The 19,248-nt window shown below is 64.3% G+C and carries 19 protein-coding genes and 1 tRNA gene; 11 read left to right on the top strand and 9 right to left on the bottom strand.

Annotated elements, in window-relative coordinates; genetic code table 11:
* Positions 1 to 122 precede the first annotated feature (122 nt).
* Both ACIQXM_RS17790 and ACIQXM_RS17785 read left to right on the top strand, forming a co-directional pair.
* On the top strand, positions 123 to 608 hold the full coding sequence (locus ACIQXM_RS17790) for an SRPBCC domain-containing protein (RefSeq protein ID WP_400933979.1): 486 nt from the start codon (positions 123 to 125) through the stop codon (positions 606 to 608).
* 9 nt (positions 609 to 617) lie between these two features.
* Positions 618 to 1,991, top strand: coding sequence for an FAD-binding oxidoreductase (locus tag ACIQXM_RS17785; RefSeq protein ID WP_400933977.1), 1,374 nt, complete (start codon positions 618 to 620; stop codon positions 1,989 to 1,991).
* Here the strand turns inward: ACIQXM_RS17785 and ACIQXM_RS17780 are convergent.
* The 5 genes from ACIQXM_RS17780 to otsA form a co-directional block, all read right to left on the bottom strand.
* Positions 1,981 to 3,705, bottom strand: coding sequence for a glycoside hydrolase family 13 protein (locus tag ACIQXM_RS17780; RefSeq protein WP_400933972.1), 1,725 nt, complete (start codon positions 3,703 to 3,705; stop codon positions 1,981 to 1,983). The genes ACIQXM_RS17785 and ACIQXM_RS17780 overlap by 11 nt on opposite strands.
* Positions 3,706 to 3,834: 129 nt before the next feature.
* Positions 3,835 to 5,205, bottom strand: a complete 1,371-nt coding sequence (locus ACIQXM_RS17775; protein ID WP_400933969.1) for a DUF4032 domain-containing protein — start codon at positions 5,203 to 5,205, stop codon at positions 3,835 to 3,837.
* A gap of 121 nt (positions 5,206 to 5,326) precedes the next feature.
* Positions 5,327 to 6,418: an ABC transporter ATP-binding protein gene (locus ACIQXM_RS17770; protein ID WP_400933966.1), complete on the bottom strand. Its 1,092-nt coding sequence runs from the start codon at positions 6,416 to 6,418 to the stop codon at positions 5,327 to 5,329.
* Between the two features lie 130 nt (positions 6,419 to 6,548).
* Positions 6,549 to 7,325, bottom strand: coding sequence for a trehalose-phosphatase (gene otsB, locus ACIQXM_RS17765; protein WP_400933961.1), 777 nt, complete (start codon positions 7,323 to 7,325; stop codon positions 6,549 to 6,551).
* Entirely contained in the window at positions 7,322 to 8,785 is a 1,464-nt protein-coding gene (gene otsA, locus ACIQXM_RS17760) for an alpha,alpha-trehalose-phosphate synthase (UDP-forming) (protein WP_400933999.1), read from the bottom strand. Before otsA ends, otsB begins: the two co-directional genes overlap by 4 nt.
* Positions 8,786 to 8,949: 164 nt before the next feature.
* Here otsA and ACIQXM_RS17755 point away from each other — a divergent pair, with 164 nt between their 5' ends.
* Positions 8,950 to 9,822, top strand: a complete 873-nt coding sequence (locus ACIQXM_RS17755; protein WP_400933958.1) for a DsbA family protein — start codon at positions 8,950 to 8,952, stop codon at positions 9,820 to 9,822.
* 151 nt (positions 9,823 to 9,973) lie between these two features.
* A tRNA-Thr gene (locus ACIQXM_RS17750) sits at positions 9,974 to 10,050 on the top strand.
* A 77-nt stretch (positions 10,051 to 10,127) separates the two neighbouring features.
* On the opposite strand, the gene ACIQXM_RS17745 is transcribed toward ACIQXM_RS17750, so the two are convergent.
* Positions 10,128 to 11,105 (bottom strand): DUF5692 family protein, encoded by a 978-nt coding sequence (locus ACIQXM_RS17745; protein ID WP_400933955.1) that lies wholly within the window; start codon positions 11,103 to 11,105, stop codon positions 10,128 to 10,130.
* A 126-nt stretch (positions 11,106 to 11,231) separates the two neighbouring features.
* Between ACIQXM_RS17745 and ACIQXM_RS17740 the strand changes: the two genes are divergently transcribed.
* Positions 11,232 to 11,849: a TetR-like C-terminal domain-containing protein gene (locus ACIQXM_RS17740; protein ID WP_400933950.1), complete on the top strand. Its 618-nt coding sequence runs from the start codon at positions 11,232 to 11,234 to the stop codon at positions 11,847 to 11,849.
* Between the two features lie 29 nt (positions 11,850 to 11,878).
* Here the strand turns inward: ACIQXM_RS17740 and ACIQXM_RS17735 are convergent, their stop codons facing one another.
* On the bottom strand, positions 11,879 to 13,087 hold the full coding sequence (locus ACIQXM_RS17735; RefSeq protein ID WP_400933947.1) for an ROK family protein: 1,209 nt from the start codon (positions 13,085 to 13,087) through the stop codon (positions 11,879 to 11,881).
* A 99-nt stretch (positions 13,088 to 13,186) separates the two neighbouring features.
* Between ACIQXM_RS17735 and gap the strand changes: the two genes are divergently transcribed.
* Positions 13,187 to 14,194 carry a type I glyceraldehyde-3-phosphate dehydrogenase gene (gene gap, locus ACIQXM_RS17730; protein WP_400933943.1) on the top strand — a complete coding sequence of 336 codons (1,008 nt, stop codon included), beginning with the start codon at positions 13,187 to 13,189 and terminating at the stop codon, positions 14,192 to 14,194.
* Between the two features lie 260 nt (positions 14,195 to 14,454).
* A complete protein-coding gene (locus tag ACIQXM_RS17725; protein WP_400933940.1) occupies positions 14,455 to 14,682 on the top strand; it encodes a hexameric tyrosine-coordinated heme protein in 228 nt (75 codons plus the stop codon).
* Positions 14,683 to 14,710: 28 nt separating this feature from the next.
* Here ACIQXM_RS17725 and ACIQXM_RS17720 read toward each other — a convergent pair whose 3' ends face one another.
* Positions 14,711 to 15,457, bottom strand: a complete 747-nt coding sequence (locus tag ACIQXM_RS17720) for a dienelactone hydrolase family protein (RefSeq protein ID WP_400933937.1) — start codon at positions 15,455 to 15,457, stop codon at positions 14,711 to 14,713.
* Between the two features lie 74 nt (positions 15,458 to 15,531).
* Here ACIQXM_RS17720 and ACIQXM_RS17715 point away from each other — a divergent pair, with 74 nt between their 5' ends.
* From ACIQXM_RS17715 to ACIQXM_RS17700, 4 genes are all read left to right on the top strand, one after another.
* Positions 15,532 to 16,002, top strand: coding sequence for a GNAT family N-acetyltransferase (locus ACIQXM_RS17715; RefSeq protein ID WP_400933935.1), 471 nt, complete (start codon positions 15,532 to 15,534; stop codon positions 16,000 to 16,002).
* A 121-nt stretch (positions 16,003 to 16,123) separates the two neighbouring features.
* Positions 16,124 to 17,092, top strand: a complete 969-nt coding sequence (locus ACIQXM_RS17710; protein WP_400933932.1) for a patatin-like phospholipase family protein — start codon at positions 16,124 to 16,126, stop codon at positions 17,090 to 17,092.
* A 5-nt stretch (positions 17,093 to 17,097) separates the two neighbouring features.
* Positions 17,098 to 18,177 carry a PLP-dependent cysteine synthase family protein gene (locus tag ACIQXM_RS17705; protein ID WP_400933929.1) on the top strand — a complete coding sequence of 360 codons (1,080 nt, stop codon included), beginning with the start codon at positions 17,098 to 17,100 and terminating at the stop codon, positions 18,175 to 18,177.
* A 33-nt stretch (positions 18,178 to 18,210) separates the two neighbouring features.
* On the top strand, positions 18,211 to 18,630 hold the full coding sequence (locus ACIQXM_RS17700) for a hypothetical protein (protein ID WP_400933926.1): 420 nt from the start codon (positions 18,211 to 18,213) through the stop codon (positions 18,628 to 18,630).
* 12 nt (positions 18,631 to 18,642) lie between these two features.
* Here the strand turns inward: ACIQXM_RS17700 and ACIQXM_RS17695 are convergent, their stop codons facing one another.
* The gene (locus tag ACIQXM_RS17695) at positions 18,643 to 19,227 is read right to left on the bottom strand and encodes a dihydrofolate reductase family protein (RefSeq protein ID WP_400933923.1); all 585 of its coding nucleotides are present in this window, start codon (positions 19,225 to 19,227) and stop codon (positions 18,643 to 18,645) included.
* Positions 19,228 to 19,248 lie beyond the last annotated feature (21 nt).

Raw genomic sequence — 19,248 nt, 5'->3', positions numbered from 1 at the left:
GTAGGTCACCGCCGGACAATATTTGAGGGAAGAGCCTGTGCCAGTGTTGGTACAGGCTCTTCCTGTTTAACCGGCCCCGCCCTAAAACACCGGCTGATCTTGCCGCGGGCTAGGCTTGGTTCATGAACTCTTCCCTTTTTTCGCACGCTGAGCAGCCCGAGCCGGCGAAGGATTCCGCCTCCGTTCCGGACGTCGTCGTGGAGCGTCAAGTGCCCCGCGAGCTGCATGAAGCGTTCAACGGCTTCACCGAATACCTGCACCTCTGGTGGCCGGAAGAATTTACCGAGTTTGGCGAAGGCACACACCCCGAGATTGAATCAGCCGCGCTGACGGAAAGCGGTCCCGAGGGAGAGAGCGCTGTTTGGGCCACAGTGGCAGAACGGGTCCAGGATTCCAAGATCGTCCTGGACTGGGTGCGCGGCCACAGCCCGCAGGCTCCCACCGAAGTCCGTATCCGCTTCGAGCCGGTGGACGCTGCAACCACCAGTGTCACCGTGCAGCATTCCGGATTCGCCGCGGTTCCGGAAGCGGAGGAAACGGCAGGGAAATTCGCGGTTGCCTGGCCGCAGATCCTTGACCGTTACGCACGTTTCATGGGTGCCCGGTAGCATCCTCATATGACCCCCGACACGCTCCTGGACCTTGCCCGCTCCCTGCCAGACATTGAGGTGCAAACCTCAGACGAGGTGTTGGCGGCCTACGGAACCGATCAGGGGCCTGTGCTGGAGTACGTCAATCCGCTGGCCGTTGTGTGGCCACGGAGCGTCAGCGAAGTGCAGCAGGTCCTGCGCTGGGCCTCGCGCACCGGAACCGCAGTGGTTCCGCGCGGCGCCGGGACGGGTGTTTCCGGAGGCGCACACGCCACCGCAGGCAGCATTGTGCTCAGTCTGGAACGAATGAACCGGATCCTCGACATCCGGCCCGAGGACGAGCTGGCCAAGGTGGAGCCCGGCGTCATCAATGCGGATCTCAACAATGCCGCTGCCGAGTTCGGCTTGATGTACGCACCTGACCCGGCGAGCTACCGGATGTCCACCGTTGGCGGAAACGTGGCGACCAACGCCGGCGGGCTACGGTGCGCCAAATACGGGGTGACCCGGGACTCTGTGCTGGCCCTCGACGTCGTGCTCGCTGACGGCACACTTATCAGCACCGGACACCAGACCTTCAAGGGAGTGGCGGGATACGACTTGACCGGGCTTTTTACCGGCTCGGAAGGAACCCTGGGCATCGTCGTCGGAATTACCGTACGGCTGCGCTACCTGCCCGTCAAAGTATGCACGCTCGCCGGCTTCTTCCCGGACATTGAAAGCGCGGCAGCAGGTGTGCTGGCGGTTGGCCGTGCCCGTGTACAGCCGGCCATCATGGAGCTGCTCGACGCCGAGACCATGGTGGCGCTGGACGCCGCCCATGGTTCTCTCCTGCGCTCCCGCGGCGCGGCACTGCTGCTGGTCCAAACTGACGGATACGGGGCAGACGCCGAGGCGGACGTTGTCCGTTCGGTCCTCACCTCCGCCGGCGGGCTGGTCACCGTGGAAGGTTCCGATGAAGCAGTGGAGATGGTGAACCTGCGCCGCCACAGCCGCGGAGACGCTGTCCACACCGAACATCGGGTGGGGGAGGACGTAGCAGTGCCGCGGTCGCGGCTGGTGTCCTACATAGCTGAACTCAACTCCATGGCGCGCCGGCACCGGGTCCGGCTGAAAGTGGTGGCACATGCCGGGGACGGCAACCTGCACCCGACCTTCTGGGTGGACAAGGCTGAGGGCAGCGCCGCCGTTCAACGGCTGGACGCTGCCCTCGATGAATCCATTGCCGTCGCCCTGGCGATGGGCGGCACCATCACCGGCGAACACGGAGTGGGCCAGTTCAAGCTTCGCTGGCTCGCGCAGGAACAGCAGGAAGAAGTGCTGGACCTGCAGCGGCGCATCAAGGCTGCCTTTGATCCTGCAGGGATTCTCAATCCCGGAAAGGCTATTCTTACGCGCTAGCCGGCAGCTGAAGCCAGACCGTGCTGTTGGGGCGGATCTTCGTCCCTTCAAGGGCGGACGCCGAGCTGGTGGCCAGGACGGGAAGTTCCGGGAGCTGCACCGGGTCATCGCCCATGTTCATGGCAACCAGGACGTTGTTGTTGACGAAGGCCACCAGGCCCTCGGCGTCATGGTCGGGCCACCAGGCCAGGGTTCCGGCACCCAGCCCAAGTTCACGCCTTAGGTCCAGGGCTTTGCGGTACATGTTCAGCGACGAGAACTGATCGCTTCGCTGGATATCGCGAGCGTGCCGGCCCCAATAACCGGGTTGCGGCAGCCAGGTTTTTCCGGCGCTGCTGAACCCGAAGGACGGTTCGCTGACCTTCCACGGCAGAGGTACGCGGCTGCCATCGCGGCCCACGCGCAGCCCTGCCGTGCGGTGATACGTCGGATCCTGCCGGAATTCATCTGCCATTAGGGTGTGGTCGGGCAGCCCGAGCTCCTCACCTTGGTAGAGGTACACCCCGCCGGGCAGGGCGAGCATCAACAGAGTCGCTGCCCGAGCCCTCGCCGCACCCAGCTGATACTGCGGCTGGGTATCGAGAGGCCCGATGCCGTCTCCGCTGCGCAGGGTGTTGGCCTCCAGCCCAAAGCGGGACACATGCCGGACGACGTCGTGATTGGACAGCACCCAGGTGGTGGGAGCCCCCACCTTGTCGAAAGCCTTCAGCGAAGAATCTATGATCTCCCGCAGTTTGGGGGCATCCCAGGGATGCGTGAGGAAGGCGAAGTTGAAGGCCTGCTGCATCTCGTCTGAGCGAACCCAGTCCGTCAACCGGTCCAGCGGATCCACGTTCGCTTCGGCGCAGAGCACCCGGTCGCCGTCGTACTCATCAAGGAGCTTCCGCCAGGACCGGAAGATATCGTGGATTTCCGCCTGGCCGAACATGGGGGCTTCGTAGCCCGGGAAGCCCTCCGAGGAGGCGCCGTCGGCCTGCCCGCCCCAGTCCGGCAGCCCTGATTTCTTGATCAGTGCATGCGCCACGTCCACCCGGAAGCCGCCCACGCCGCGGTCCAGCCAGAAGCGCAGAATGCGCTCGAACTCCCTCCGGACGGCAGGGTTGTCCCAGTTGAAGTCAGGCTGGGAAGTATCGAAGAGGTGCAGGTACCACTGGCCGGGGGTGCCGTCCGGGTTGGTGACACGGGTCCAGGCCGGACCGCCAAAGTGGGACTGCCAGTTGTTTGGCGGCAATTCACCGTGCTCGCCGGTGCCATCGCGAAAAATGAACATGTCGCGGGCCGGGGATCCCGGGGCCGAAGCGAGTGCGTCCTGGAAAAGGGGATGCTGGTCGGAGCAATGGTTTGGCACCAGATCCACGATGACACGGATCCCGTACTCTCCGGCCTTGGCCACGAGGGCGTCGAAGTCATCCAGGGTGCCGAAAATCGGGTCGACGGCGCAATAGTCGGCGACGTCGTAGCCGGCGTCCTTCTGGGGGGAGCGGTAGAACGGCGAGAGCCAGATGGCGTCGATCGCCAGTTCTGCAAGGGCAGGAATTTCTTCGGTGATGCCAGGGAGGTCGCCGACGCCGTCTCCGCGCAGATCGCGGAAGGACCGCGGATAGATCTGGTAAATCACCGAGGACCGCCACCACTCCTTGCCGGGCTGTCCGTCATGGACGGGTACGGTCTGGAGTACCCCTCCTGGTAAGCGGGAAACTGCTGATGTGGTCATGTTTGACGAGCTTCCTCCTGTCTCGGGAAGGTCTTTAATCAATTCCATCAAAGCAATTAAAGCGGAACGGCTGGCCTGCTGCCATGAACTGCACCACAGGCGGGAGCGGGTTTTCAGTGCAGTCCGGGGCTAGCCGTCGGCCATCTGATCCGGGGAACCGCCGGCTTCCAGAATGTTCATGGTGCGGGTGTCGGTGCTGAGCAGAATCGCCGCCTCGTCCCGGCGGTGGCGGAGCACCGTGTCCATATAGGACTGAACTGCTTCAGCCATGGGGACGTTCCGGTTCTCCTTCTCCGACATGTACCACCGGTGCTCGAGTACCTCGTGCACCACTTCTGCCTGTTCCAGCTTGCTGCCCAATTCACGCGGCACGGACTTCACGATCGGCTCGAAGACCTGGGTGACCCACAGGTGTGCGCTGAGCTCCTCTTCCAGGTCGGGGTTGTTGTCCGCCCGGTAGGAGTCCATGTCATTGAGCAGGCGCCGGGCCTGGTTTTCCTGTGCATCCAAACCCGTCAGCCGCAGCAGGCGGCGCTGGTGGTGGCCGGCGTCGACCACCTTGGGCTGCAGCTGCACCTGGGTGCCGTCGGCGGTGGTCTTGATGGTGAGTTCGTCGACGTCGAAACCCAGGTCATTCAGGCGCCGGATACGGGCATTGACGCGCCAGCGTTCGCCCAGTTCGAAGGATTCCTTTTCCGTCAGCTCAGCCCAGAGGTTCCGGTAGCTGTCCATGATCCGCTCGCTGGTGGCGAGTGGATCAACGGTGTCCTCGATCAGGCCGCCCTCGGCGAGGTCCATCAGTTCTCCGGCGATGTTCACCCGCGCAATTTCCAGGTCATACTCACGCTGCCCGCGGGAGAGCTCGGGATAGAGTTCTCCGGTTTCGGCGTCCACCAGATATGCGGCAAAAGCTCCGGCATCGCGCCGGAAAAGTGTGTTGGAAAGGGAAACATCGCCCCAGTAGAACCCGGCCAGGTGCAGGCGCACCAAGAGAAGGGCCTGGGCATCGATAAGGCGGGTCAGTGTCACCTGGCGGAGGGTCTGGGAAAAGACGGCGCGGTACGGCAGTGAAAAGCGCAGGTGCTTAGTGACCAGCACGGGCTGCAGCTCATTGCCTTCCGCATCGAAACGGCCGGTGATCACGGCCACCGGCGCCACGCTGGGGACATTGAGCCGGCGCAGCTTGCGCAGCATGTGGTATTCCTGCCGGGCTACATGCTCGCTGGTTTCCTTGATGGCGATCAGCTCGTCGCCCATCCGGGCAAAGCGGACGACGTGGCGGGAAATGCCGCGGGGCAGAGCAGCAAGATTCTCCTTGGGCCACTCCTCCAGCGGCAGGTGCCAGGGAAGATCCAGCAGTGCCGGATCCATGGACGCTGCCGTAATGTTCAGCGACGCGAGGGCTTTTTCCGGCGAAGCAGTCCTCAGGCGCGGCAGTTTGCCCGTCTGCCCATAGTCCGTTGGTTCATCTCGCCACTGGGCGCCTGCGGGTTCGGTCATAAGCACATGCCTTTGGGTGAACGTTCTGTCTGGAAGACATTACTGAGTTAAACACCAATGCGGTGGCCCCATACACGAGTCTAGAACAGGTGCAGGAGCCACCGCATATCAGCGGAGAGGTTTAGGCCTGATCGGCCAGACGCTCGCCGTTGCTGGTGTCAAACAGGTGTACGTGGCCCTGCTGCGGGCGCACATACAGGGTGTCGCCCTTCATCGGGGGACGGCGGCCGTCGACGCGGACAACCATGTCCCGATCAGTTCCGTCCAGCGTGGTGTGGCCGTAGACGTAAGCATCGGCGCCGAGCTCCTCCACCACGTCAACTTCCACCTTCAGGCCGGAGCCGGAGGAATCCACCAGTTCCAGGTCTTCGGGGCGGACACCAACGGTGACCGTGTTGCCGGCAGCCTGGCCCAGCACCGAGCTGGATACCGGGTAGATGGCGCCGCCAAATGCCACACCGCCGTCCACTACGGGCAGTTCCAGCAGGTTCATGGCCGGAGAACCAATGAAGCCGGCGACGAAGACGTTCTTGGGGTGGTCATACAGGTTGCGCGGGGTGTCCACCTGCTGCAGGATTCCATCCTTGAGCACCGCAACGCGGTCACCCATGGTCATGGCCTCAACCTGGTCGTGCGTGACGTACACGGTGGTGACGCCCAGGCGCCGGGTCAGGGACGCAATCTGGGTGCGGGTCTGCACGCGCAGCTTCGCATCCAGGTTGGACAGCGGCTCATCCATCAGGAAGACCTGGGGGTTACGGACGATCGCACGGCCCATGGCGACACGCTGGCGCTGACCGCCGGAAAGTGCCTTCGGCTTGCGGTCCAGGTAATCCTCAAGGTCCAGCAGCTTGGCGGCGTCGCGGACGCGTTCCATCCGCTCTTCCTTGCCGACGCCGGCAATCTTCAGGGCGAAGCCCATGTTGTCCGCCACGGACATGTGCGGGTAGAGAGCGTAGTTCTGGAAAACCATGGCAATGTCACGGTCTTTGGGCGGAACATCCGTGACGTCGCGGTCGCCGATGAGGATGCGCCCGGAGTTGACGTCTTCGAGTCCGGCGAGCATGCGCAGCGAGGTGGACTTTCCGCAGCCGGAGGGGCCAACCAGGACCAGGAATTCGCCGTCGGCGATCTCCAAGGTGAGGTTATCCACTGCGGGGCGCTCAGTGCCCGGGTACAGGCGTGTGGCCTGGTCAAACGTTACCGTTGCCATGATATTTCTCCTTCACGGGCAGGTACGTGCCCGACGATCCGTTGTGAAGTGCTATTGAGTTAAAGAACGGGTGGCAGCGGTTGTGGCCGCGGTCACAGGGTCAGTATGCCATACCCGCGGACCGTGCAGGCTATCTGTGTCCGCGCCGCAGTTCCAGCAGTGTTTCCAGGACCTCGGTGAAGGCCTCCGGTGACTCAACCCGGAAGGCGGCACGGCTTTCTCCGGCCCCGATTTTGATGCCCACATCCGCCGGCTGCAGGGCGGCGAAGCCATGCTCGTCAGTCACATCGTCCCCGGCAAAGAGCACTCCCTGAGCTCCGGTGAGTTCGCGCAGTGCGCGGATGCCCTCGCCCTTGTTTGTGTGCACCACGGACGCTTCCAGTACCCGCTTCCCATCGGTGACCTGTACGCCGTCGAGGGCTCCGAGACCGCGCCGGCCGGCATCGGTCGCGGCGGATGCCACGTCATCGGGCGCACTGCGGGTATGGAGCACGACGCCGGCCGGCTTTTCTTCCAGCCAGGTGCCCGGGTGGGCGCTGGTCACGGTTTCCACTGCCTGCCGTGCGCGGGCCAGCAGGCTTGCCTGCTCCGGGGTCAGCCGAAGCGGCTGCGCATTGGGCCCGGTCCATGCCTCCGCGCCGTGACTGCCGATCAGCATGGTCTCCGGCTCGGGGGAGGCTGTCCGGCGCAGGCTGTCCAGGGCACGTCCGGAGATGAGCGCCGTGAAGGTTCCGGGGAGGGCCCCCAGGGCGGCGACCGCCGCAGCGGATGCCGGCAGCGGGCGGGCGTCATCGGCATGTTCCACCAGCGGAGCCAGCGTGCCGTCAAAGTCCAGCGCGACCAGCAGCGTTTCGGATGAGGCCAGCCGGGCCAGTGCTTCTGCAAGCCCCTCGGGAAGATTGCTCACCGGGCGGCCTCCGGCTCCACCTGCTGCAGGGCGTTGAGGAAGTTTTTGGACCAGCGCTCAACGTCGTTCTGCAGGACCTGCCGGCGCATCAGGCGCATGCGGCGCTGGGCTTCGCGGTCCGGCATATTGATCGCTGACAGGATGGAGTCCTTGAGCCCGTCGATGTCATGCGGGTTCATCAGAATGGCTTGGCGCAGCTGGTCCGCGGCGCCGGCGAATTCGCTGAGCACAAGGGCACCGGTGTTGTTGATGCGGGCGGCCACGTACTCCTTGGCCACCAGATTCATGCCGTCCCGCAGGGCTGTGACCAGCATGACGTCGGCCGCCAGGTACAGGGCCACCATTTCCTCCACCGGGTAGCTGTGGTGCAGGTAGCGGATGGCCGTGTTGCCCATGGTGTCGTATGTGCCGTTGATTCGGCCGACGGTGCCTTCAACTTCTTCGCGCAGGAGCCGGTACTGTTCCACGCGCTCCCGGCTGGGGCTGGCCACCTGGATCAGGGAGGCATCCTCGACGTTGAGCTTGCCGTCCTCCAGGAGCTCGCCGTAGGCCTTGAGCCGGTGGCTGATGCCTTTGGTGTAGTCCAGCCGGTCCACCCCGAGCAGGATGGTCTTGGGATCTCCCAGCTCCCGGCGGATCTGCTTGGACCGCTCGATGATGTCCTCGCGCTTGGCCAGCTCGGTGATTTGGTCCACGTCAATGGAGATCGGAAAGGCCTCGGCCCGCGAAACGTAGGAGACGCCGTCGTCGTTGGTGACGTGCACCTGCTGCTGCCGGACCGTGTGGCCGGCAAAGCGGCGGACGCAGCGCAGGAAGTTGCTGGCGTCGGAGGGACGCTGGAAGCCGATCAGGTCCGCACCGAGCAGGCCCTCAATGATGTTGCGGCGCCACGGCAGCTGGGCGAAGATCTCCAGCGGCGGGAAGGGAATGTGGTTGAAGAAGCCGATTTTCAGGTCCGGCCGGTCCTTGCGCAGCATCTGCGGAACCAGCTGCAGCTGGTAATCCTGGACCCACACCGTGGCGCCCTTCGCTGCCATGGTGGCTGCGGCGTCGGCGAAACGGCGGTTCACCGTCCGGTAGGAGTCCCACCAGGTGCGGTGGAACTCCGGCGGCGCAATCACGTCGTGGTAAAGCGGCCAGAGGGTGGCGTTGGAAAAGCCCTCGTAGTACAGCTCCACCTCGGAGGCGCTCAAGGGGACCGGGAGCAGATGCATGTTGTCATGATCGAACTCCTCCAGTTCCTCGTCCGGAGCTCCGTGCCAGCCCACCCAGGCGCCGTCGGCCTTGGCCATGACCGGGGCCAGTGCTGTCACCAGCCCGCCCGGGGAGCGCCGCCAGCTTTCGCCTTTCTCGGTGCTTACCCGGTCCACCGGAAGACGGTTGGAAACTACGATGAAGTCGAAAGCGCCATACCCGTCCCTGGCATTTTCTGCGGAATCGGCGGCAGCAGCGTTCACGATATGGACCCCTTGTTGGCTTAAGTGTTTAGGCCACTCTATCCAAGGCCGGAAACTTTGTGCCCGCTGAAGCCGTTGCAAGTAAGGGCCTGCACACTCGTTGGCCTAAACTGTTGCCTGCCGGCCGCATGCCCAAACGGGCAGGTGCGAGAGAGACATGAGGAACTATGACTGAGCGGAACCCCAAGCCCAGCAAAGCTGATCGTACGGCTGCTGCGCGTGACCAGGCGCGCGCCCTGCGTGAAGCCCAGAAGAAAAAGGAGCGGCGCAACAAGCTCCTGATCCGCTGGGGTGTGGTGGTTGCCGTGGTGGCCATCATCGTGATCGTTGCGCTGATCGTGATTAATTCCATCCGCAGCGGCAACGGTGCTGAGGCGGAAACCGGTACGTCTCCGGCCAACGCCAACCAGTACGGCGGCATCACGGTGACTTCCACCGACTCGCTGCAGCCCGAGGAACCGTTCGATGTGGACGTCGCGTCGCTGCCGGACGCGCCGACCGAGAACAAGGATGACGCCCCGGTTCCCCCGGGCATTGCTCCCGCCGAGGCAGGCCAGCCGGTGCCCATTGTGGTGTACGTGGATGTGAACTGTGTTCACTGTGCAGAATTTGAGGCTGCCTACAACTCCCAGATCGCTTCGTGGCTGGATGCCGGCGACGTCACCTTCCAGTACCGGACGGTCGCTTTCCTGGACCGCGGTTCACCGACCAATTATTCTTCCCGGGGCGCTAACGCCGCCGCCTGCGTCGCGGACACCAATCCTGAGTCCTACTGGGATTTCATGACTGCAATCTTCGGCCACTACGAGCAGGGCGAAATGAAGAACGCGGAATTGGCTGACATGGCCGATTCCGTGGGTGCCGGCGAGGCCGCTGACTGCATCAAGAATGACGGCTTCCGTGCCTTCGTGAAGTACACGGACCGCCTGGCCCGCGTCGACTATGTTGGCGGAACCCCCACCGTGTACGTCAACGGTGCCGAGACCAACGCGAACGATTTCACCGCCGCCGTTGAGGGCGCAATCGCAGCCAACAAGTAACCATTTTCCGGTTCTCCGGTGCGCCCGTTTCCCGCGTCGCCCCTTGCGGGTTTCGCGGGAACGGGCGCTCTGGGTTAACCTTGTCTAGCGCAGTTGCCGTGTTTGCCTTTTTCAAGCACGACGACGGCGGTTGCCGGCTTTGGCCGGCGCCGCCCCCTTAGCTCAGCTGGCCAGAGCACCTGTCTTGTAAACAGGGGGTCGCCGGTTCGAATCCGGCAGGGGGCTCCACTTAAAAAAGCCGCTCCTCCTCAGATGTAATGCTGAGGAGGAGCGGCTTTTTTATGCCCTGCCGGCGCCTGGCCGGATTAGACGGTAACCGGCCGGCCCGATTCCGGGGACCCAGGCAGGGCAGCCGGGGACTCGCCGGGGAGGTTCGCGTCGCGCACCTCCTGGTACTGAGGCAGGTGGGTGTACAGCTCGTCGCGCAGCGGGTTGCGGTGCCGCTTGACGATGGTGAACACCTGGTAGACAGCGACGGCGATGTTGGCCGCCAGTGAGATGGCCGACACGAGGAACAGCGCGGTCGGGTTGTGCGAGGATTCGACGGCGAACGGCGACGTGCTCACGAACGTTGGGACCGCCATCGTGAACATCATCCACAGCGCCAGCGTGTGGGCGCGGTGCTGCAGCCACGCACCCTTCTTGAGGAAGAACGCGGGGATCGTGCAGGAGATGAGCAGCGCCGCACCGGCGTAGAACGAGTGGTCACCGACGCAGTTATAGACGTAGGCGAAGTTCCACAGGTCGTACGCGATGATCCAGAACCACATCATGTCCGGCCAGATCATGTCCTTGGACTTGTCGCGGGAGACGATGATGCCCGTCCAGCCGCAGATGGTGAGCAGATTCAGGATGCCGGCGATGGCGTTCATGTAGTTCCACGGACCGCCGACCATGAAGACGCCGTCGTGCATGCCCTGCAGGCCCGCCACCTCGAAGTCGCGGATGACCGCTTCGGCGATGTTGATCGCCAGGATCAGTGCTGGGAACATCAGCATCCAGCGGTTCTTCGCCAGACGCGGGACGTACCGGATGAGCATGAAGCCCAGGCATCCGAGGAGTGCCGAGTACACCTTCACCCAGTGGAACCAGGTGCCGGTGGACGACCCTTCTCCGGCTGTGTGGGGCCACACAAAAACGGTCAGGAGGACGGGCAGCGCCACGAAGAAGGCCAGGCCGGCCCACTTCCAGCGCCGCGTCACTTCGTTAAGCGCAATGAGGGCAACCAGGACGACGCCGAACATCGCCCAGGAATACCAGGGAATCGATTCGTACAAGAACATCTAGGGACCTCTCCTTAGCAGCCCGGTGTATAAATGCCTTCGGTTTTAAAGGTAAAAACGCAAGTACCACGGGTCATTAGACACTTGGACCGATGTGTCCAAAAACGCCCGGTGGTACCTTCAGGCATGACCCATGGGGGCACCGAAGCGCAGCGTCATGCGGACGCGCGGGCGGCTCTGGCGGCCGCTCTCAAGGCTCGGCTGCGCACCGAGCCGCTCGATAAGGTGACGGTCACGCAGCTGACGCGCGACTGTGGGCTGACGCGACAGGCGTTCTACTACCACTTCCCCGACGTGCGGCATCTGGCGGTCTGGGTGTTTGAGACTGAGGTCGCCCGCCGGGTCCGGACCTTCGCCGCTGAGGTGGGATGGGCCGACGGACTGGTCTGGTTGATGCGGTACCTGCGTGACAACCGCTCATCGACTCTCGGGGTGCTCGACGGAGTGGGGCAGCCCGGGCTCGAGCGGTTCCTGTTTTCGCAGATGCGCCCCGTCACTGAAGCAGTGATGGACCGGGACGGCGGCGGGCCGAAGCGTCCTCAAGACCGCATCCTGGTGGTCGACTTCTACACCTCGGCCGTGCTCGCCGTGGTGCTGCGGTGGGTCGCGGACGGCATGGTTGAACACCCCTATCATGTGGTCGGCGATCTGGAGATCATGCTGCACGGCGCTGTGCGGGAGTCCGTCCGCCGCCTCGACGCACGTGGAGCGTCGCGGGGCGCGAATCGGCCGAGAACAACATGAACTGTGAATCCTTCACCGCTCCGCGTTACTCAGTTGGGACGGCGGACCTGCGGCACCAGCTCCAGCAGATGCTCCTCCACATGGTCCAGCGCCAGGCGCAGGGCGCCGGTGGGAACCAGCAGCTTGCCCATGTTTGAAACGGCCAACCTGGGCGGATCCGACACATAGCCGGCAAGTTCGCGCGTCATGGCCGGCAGCAGTGCCTCGGCAGACGCCGCTACGGCGCCGCCAATGACGATCAGCCGGGGATCAAAGAACGAAGAAACCAGGGCCAGCACCCGCGCCATCCGCTGGGCAATCCGCTCCAGGATTTCTTCTGCCACGGGATCACCGTCCGCAGCGGCCTCAAAAACGTACCGGGCGGAAGCACGGTTGGTCTTTGGTCCCACCAGCTCCCGGATCCGGCCGCTGTGGCCGGCCTTCAGGGCCGCGCTGCCCCAGACGCGGGCGAGTTTGGCGATGCCGTCCTCATTGCCCACGCCCGCCACGAGTTCCAGCCCGCCCATGGCTCCGGTCCCGCCGCGGGAGCCGTGCAGCAGCCGTCCGGCATCAATAATGCCGCTTCCCAGGCGCTCGCCGGCAAGGATGACGGCTAGGTTCTTTTCGCCGGAACCCACACCGCACCAGCGTTCCGCCAAAGCGGCAAGCTTGGCGTCGTTCTCCACCAGCATCGGCCACCCCCTGACTTCACCGAACTCCTTCTGGAGCCCCAGTTCAAACATGGGTGCTGTTGCCTGTCCCGGGGCGAGGGTACCGTCCCCGGACACCTGTGCCGCGATGCCCGTTCCGAGGCAGAGCACCGCAGCGGACGTGATGCCGGCGTCGCCGAGTGCGGCGTCAACCGCGTTGGTGAGCACCCGGCGTCGTTCAGCCGGTTCACCGCCATGGCGGGGGAAGCGCGCTTCGAAGCCGCCGACGACGGTTCCGGCCAGGTCCGCAACCAGAACCCGGACGGTGGCGATGCCGACGTCGAGCCCCAGGACGTAGCCGGCGTTTTCGTTGAATTCGAAGCGCCGCGCGGGCCGACCCTTCTGGCCTTCGGGCCGGGGAGGCACCGTCTCCCGCGCCCAGCCGCGGCTGATCAGGTCATCACAAACTGCGATGACGGTGGCGCGCGTCAGCCCCGTGGCCTCGATCAGGTCGGTGCCCGTTGCCGAGGGCGTGGAACGCAGCACCTCGAGCACCGCCCGAAGGTTGGTGCGGCGCAGAAGTTGGGGTGTGTTGGCCGAGGGGTCCATTGGGCTGCCTTTGACGTGTGGCGGTGATAACAGCATAATTGTAGGAGGTAATAAATTTAGTTTCTAAATCTAATCCTGACGAGCCTGAGGAGGCCCCCCATGACGGTACGAGTCGGAATTAACGGTTTTGGTCGCATTGGCCGCAATTTCCTGCGAGCAGCACTGGAGCACGGAGAAGGCTTTGAGGTTGTTGCAGTAAACGACCTCGGCGATCCCGCCCAGCTGGCGCACCTGCTGAAGTACGATTCCGTTGCCGGACGCCTGAGCGAAAAGGTCTCCGTCGAAGAAGGCAACCTGGTAGTGGGCGGATCCACCATCAAGGTCCTGGCTGAGCGCGATCCCGCGAACCTGCCCTGGGGTGAGCTCGGCGTTGACATCGTCATCGAGTCCACCGGTTTCTTCACCAAGGCCGAGGACGCACAGAAGCACATCACCGCCGGCGCCAAGAAGGTCCTGGTCTCCGCACCCGCCTCCGGTGACGCGTTCACCGTGGTGATGGGCGTCAACGACGGCGACTACGATCCCGCCAAGCACAACATCATCTCCAACGCTTCCTGCACCACCAACTGCCTGGGCCCGCTGGCCAAGGTCCTCAACGACGCCTTCGGCATCGAAAAGGGCCTGATGACCACGGTTCACGCCTACACGGCAGACCAGAACCTGCAGGACGGCCCGCACAAGGATCTGCGCCGCGCCCGCGCCGCAGCCCTGAACATGGTGCCCACCTCCACCGGTGCAGCCAAGGCCATTGGCCTGGTCCTGCCGGAGCTGAAGGGCAAGCTGGACGGCTTCGCCATCCGCGTTCCCGTCCCCACCGGCTCCGTCACCGACCTGACGGTCACGCTGGAAAAGGAAGCCACGGTCGAGGAAATCAACGCCGCCTACGCCAAGGCTGCACAGGACCCGCGCTGGGCCGGCATCCTCACGTACACCGAGGATCCCATCGTTTCCTCGGACATCGTGGGCGACCCGTCCTCCTGCATCTTCGACTCCGGTCTGACCCGCGTCATGGGCAACCAGGTCAAGATCGTCGGCTGGTACGACAACGAGTGGGGCTACTCCAACCGCCTGGTCGACCTGACCGGTCTGGTTGCCTCCAAGCTCTAAGGCAGCACCTCTCCTTCCGGAGAACAGCAGAGAACAACGCACGACGGCGCCGCGCCGGACCGCTTCCACGGTCCGGGCGGCGCCGTCGTCGTTTAATGCAGTGTGCGTGGAACCTGAGCCGACCCCTTCCGCTTTGGGTGTAGCGCTCCTTGTTTCGGCCCGCTGAAAGCGCACACACTGGGACAGACAGCACAGCTCGCCAGCAGTAGCAGCAGCAGCGGGTCCGCGGACACCGCGCCCACCCTGAGAGGACGGACACCATGGAGCTCGTTCCCAACAACACCCTGATTTGCGCAAGCCCGGAGGACGGCCGCAGGCTGGCCCTCAGCTTGGCCCTGCAGACCTCCTTAGCGATCCAGCCCGACGATCATGTGCAGGAAATCATCCGCGACGCGTACGCGAACAACCCTGAAGGCCTCATTGCAGCCGGCCACGTGGTTGCCACCGAGTTTGCAACGATCGCGGCCGCCAACAACTACTGGCGCTGATCGGCCCCCTTGGACAGTCGAGACGGAGCTAGGCCAGCGTTTTAGCCAGGAACTCCAGCGTGAGCCGCCAGGCGTCGTCAGCGGCATCCTTGTCGTAGGCAAACCGGTTGGTGTCGTTGAAGAAAGCGTGTCCGGTGCCGGGATACACCTCCGCCGTGAAATCGATGCCCGCGTCGGTCATGGCAGCTCCCAAATCGGGAAGCTTGTCCACCAAACCGGTGTCCTGATCACCGTAAAAGGCCAGAACCGGGCACGTGACGGTTGAGAGCTCGGGAACCGAGAAGTCGGCCCGGCCGTAGAAGGAGACGCAGGCCTTGAGCCGCGCTTCCTGGACGGCGAGGGAGAGGGCAAAGGTTCCTCCCATGCAGAAGCCGACGACGCCGATCCGCCCGTTCACGCCCTCGGCCGACTCCAGGAATTCAAAACAGGACTGCACCCGTGCCGAAGCCTGGGCTGAGAAGTCGGGGGAGCGGAACGGCGACATCAGTTCCCGCAGCTTTGGCTGCGCGGCGTGGCGCTGCTCAGGATCCGGATTGAAGAGCTGCTCACCGAGTTCAGTGGCGACATCATCGGTGATGCCGTGTTCGCCCAGCAAATCCGGGGCGACAGCCAGGTAGCCCTGTGCGGCAAACCGATCCGCCACACTGCGGATCTGGCTGACCAGCCCCCACGCTTCATGAATGACAATGACGCCGCCCCGCGGAGTTCCCTCCGGGCGGGCAACATAGGAATGAACCGCAGCGGAATCCTTACCCATAACCATCAATTCGTCCATGCCGACACCCTGCCACACAACGCACCGCCAAGCCACGAAGACCGTCGGCAGGGCAGGTTTGGTAGCCTGCCACGATGTACACAGTTCGTCAGGGGAACCCTGCAGATGTGCCGCAGCTGGCCAGGCTCCGCGCGGTCTGGAGTGCAGAGCAGGAACGCGCCCCAGCCCCGGAGCTCACAGCAGGAGACGGACCGCCGGATGGTTTTGTCGAAGACTTCCGGCACTGGGCGGAAGGGAATCCCCGTGAATTCTTCGTGGCTGAGGAGGACGGGGAACTGATCGGCATGGTGAACCTGCTGATCTTCGAGCGAATGCCCAAGCCGGGTAAAGGGCCCTCCTGTTGGGTGTACCTGGGCAATGCTTACGTGCTGCCCGTACACCGCAGTGCCGGCGTCGGCACCGGGCTGATGCAGGCGGCCATTGCCTTTGCCCGGGATCTCGGAGCAGTCCGGATGGTGCTGGCGCCCTCGCCCGAATCCGCGGATTTCTATGCCCGGCTCGGTTTTGAACCGGCCTCCGAACTGGCCGTGCACCGGTTCACCTAGAACCTCACGCGCAAAAACAGAGCCGGGGCAGGCCCAGCCGCAAGACAGCCTTGACCCTGCCCGCCCCCGCGGCAAGCGTTAAGGCCACCTTGGCACTGCACCGCACCCCTCAGGAGCCCCCATGCTGCGCATACTCTCGATCGACGGCGGCGGTGTCCGCGGCATCATCCCGGTCATCTGGCTGACGCACCTGGAAAAGCGGTCCGGGAAGCGCACCGCTGACCTGTTTGACCTCATTGTGGGAACCTCCGTCGGCGGAATGATCGCCCTGGCCCTGACCTGCCCGCGCGACGGCGGCGCTCCCTACAGTGCCGCCGAGCTGCGGCATCTGGACCTGGGCAGCGTAAAGAAGATATTCCCCCGCGGCCACCACGCGAAACATCCGGCACAGGCGCCGGGAACGGCCGCCTATTCCGCAGCACCGCTGCAGGAATTCCTGCACCAGGTCATGGGAAACGCGAAACTGTCCGAGGCATACCGTCCCGTGGGCGTTGTGACGTGCGATTTGGCCCACACCCAGGCACTGCACTTCACCGGCGGCGGGCTGGACCAGTCACAGCTCGGGGATGCGGATATGGCGCTTGCAGCCCGCGCGACATCGTCCCTGCCGAAGTACTTTCCCGCCGTCGATTATACCGATCCGGGCGGCACGGCCCGGGAACTGGTGGACGGCGGGCTGGCCGCCGATGACCCTGCGCTGGTTGCGTATTCGCTGGGCCGGACGCTTCAAGCGGCCGACGACGGCGCGCTGCTGGTCTCGCTGGGAACCGGCACCAGCGAGAGATCATCGGGGTTGCTGCTGAGCTCGGAACAGACCCGCAACAAAGCCGAGGCCCGGGGTCCGGAGCGGGACTTCTCCATGGTGCTCGAGGGACCGGGGCAGCTGATGCGCGAAAGCCTCCGCCGGCTTCTGGGCGGGGACTATGTCCGGATCCAGACCAGGCTCCTGCCCGGCACGCACCACGACTCCGACGACGCGAGCCCGAAAAACATCCTGGGGCTGCTGGCCACGGCTGAGAAAATGGTCCTGGAGTCATCCCCTGAGCTGGACCGGCTGTCCGCCGTGCTGCAGGAGCCGCCTGTAGGCTGAATCGGGTGACTATTACCCAGGCGGAAAACCGACGCTGGTCCGAGGATGCCATCCGGCGCATCGAGGCCGACAACAACCGCTCCGCAGACACCCACTTGTTTGAAGTTCCCGTCCCGGCCGGCTGGTCCGTGAAGGTGTACCTCAAGGACGAATCCACCCACCGCACCGGGAGCCTCAAGCACCGGCTTGCGCGGTCGCTGTTCCTCTTTGGGCTGGTCAACGGCTGGATCACCCGCGGCATGACCATCGTCGAGGCCTCCAGCGGCTCCACCGCCGTGTCCGAAGCCTATTTTGCCCAGCTGCTGGACCTGCCTTTTGTGGCCGTCATGCCCCGGACCACCAGCGCCGAGAAGATCGCGCTGATCGAGCAGTACAACGGAACCTGCCATTTTGTGGACGATCCTTCGCAGGTGTATGCGGCGGCGGAGGAAATAGCGCGCGCTGCCGGCGGGCATTACATGGACCAGTTCACCTACGCTGAGCGGGCCACCGACTGGCGCGGCAACAACAATATTGCCGAGTCGATGTTCGGACAGCTGAAGCTCGAAGACTTCCCCGTACCGGAGTGGATTGTGGTGGGAGCCGGAACCGGCGGAACCAGCGCGACGATCGGCCGCTACATCCGGTACCACCGTCATGGAACCCGCCTGGCAGTGGTGGACCCGGAAAACTCGGCGTTCTTCCCGGCCTGGCAGAGTCCCGGGACATCCGCCGTCGGCGGTCCCTCCCGCATTGAGGGCATTGGCCGGCCGCGGCTGGAACCCAGCTTTGTTCCCGCCGTCATAGACCACATGATCCAGGTTCCCGACGGCGCCTCCGTTGCCGCTGCCCGGCACCTGTATGCCTCCGCCGGTCTTCATGCCGGGCCCTCCACCGGGACCAACCTGTGGGGAGTATGGCAGCTGGGGGCGCAGATGGAAGCCGAGGGCCGTGCCGGCAGCATCGTTTCCCTCATGTGTGATTCCGGGGACCGGTACGCGGCCTCCTACGGCGACGACGCCTGGCTGGCGTCCCGGGGGCTGGATCCGGCACCGGCGGCGGCACTGCTCAAGGAGCTGTTCGAGACCGGACGCTGGCCCAAATAGGTTCTGTCGGCTTCGGACTGGGAATATGGAACTATGCGATCACTCAGCCACCAGGAAGCCACCCGCCTTGCAGAACAGACAGCGGCAGTAGCTGAGGCCCACATCCCCTATGGATCAGGGCTGGGTGCCCCGGCGTCGTTCACCCTGGCGTGGCTGATGGCGGGTGCGGGTATCGACGACGTCCGCGTGGCCAGCGGAAGCTCGGGCATGGGGGACCATTTCTGGATTGAAACGGACCAGTGGCGCATCGATCCGACGCTGCGCCAGTTCCCGCATCTGGTGCACCGTTCACTGGTGGAGCCGGTCACCGAGCCCGGCAGCTTTGAAGCGTTGAAGTACCACACGGTTCCCCGGTCACGGGAAGATGCAGTCCGGGAAGTGTCCTACGGTTTCCGGAACGCTGCCGAAACGGAAACGTTCGTCAACGAAATCACCGCCGCCGTCAGCCTGTAGAACGGTCAGGCCCTAGCCGCCGCCCGGTCTTCCGGCGGTGCCGGGCAGGATACCGTAGCGCAGGAACACCACGCCGTTGTTGAACCGGCGCTCGTCGAGCAGTTCGAGGCTGAGCTGCAGCCCGTCGGGCAGGAAAGGTTTTCCGCCGCCGACGACGACGGGCGAGAGCAACTGCTGTATCTCATCCACCAGCCCTGCCCGCAGCGCCTGGGCGGCGAGCAGCGGGCCGCCGATTGACAGGTCCCGGCCGGATTCTTCCTTCAGCCGGCGGACGGCGCCGGGATCGAAATCCCGCTCCAGCCGGGTGTTGGACGTGTCCGCGCTCAAGAGGGACCGGGAAAAGACAATCTTTGCCGCACCCTTCCAGATCGCGGCGTAATCCCGGATAGCCGGCGGTTCGGAGGCGGTGTCCATGGTCTCCCAGGCTGCCATCACCTCATAGAGTCCCCGGCCGTAGAGCTGGGTGCCGGTGTTGCGCTCCAGGTCGTTGACGAAAGCGTGGACTTCCTCATCCGGCATGCTCCAGTCGAAGTTCCCGTCCGCATCGGCCACATAACCGTCCAGCGAAGTAATGCATGTATATATCAACCGCCCCATGCCGTCCTCCTGCCTTTGAAG

Origin of the sequence: Arthrobacter sp. NPDC097144, assembly GCF_044762205.1 — a bacterium.
Taxonomy (GTDB): Bacteria; Actinomycetota; Actinomycetes; order Actinomycetales; family Micrococcaceae; genus Arthrobacter_B.
The sequence above is the reverse complement of the archived record's forward strand: the minus strand, read 5'-3'. Positions and strand labels throughout refer to the sequence as shown.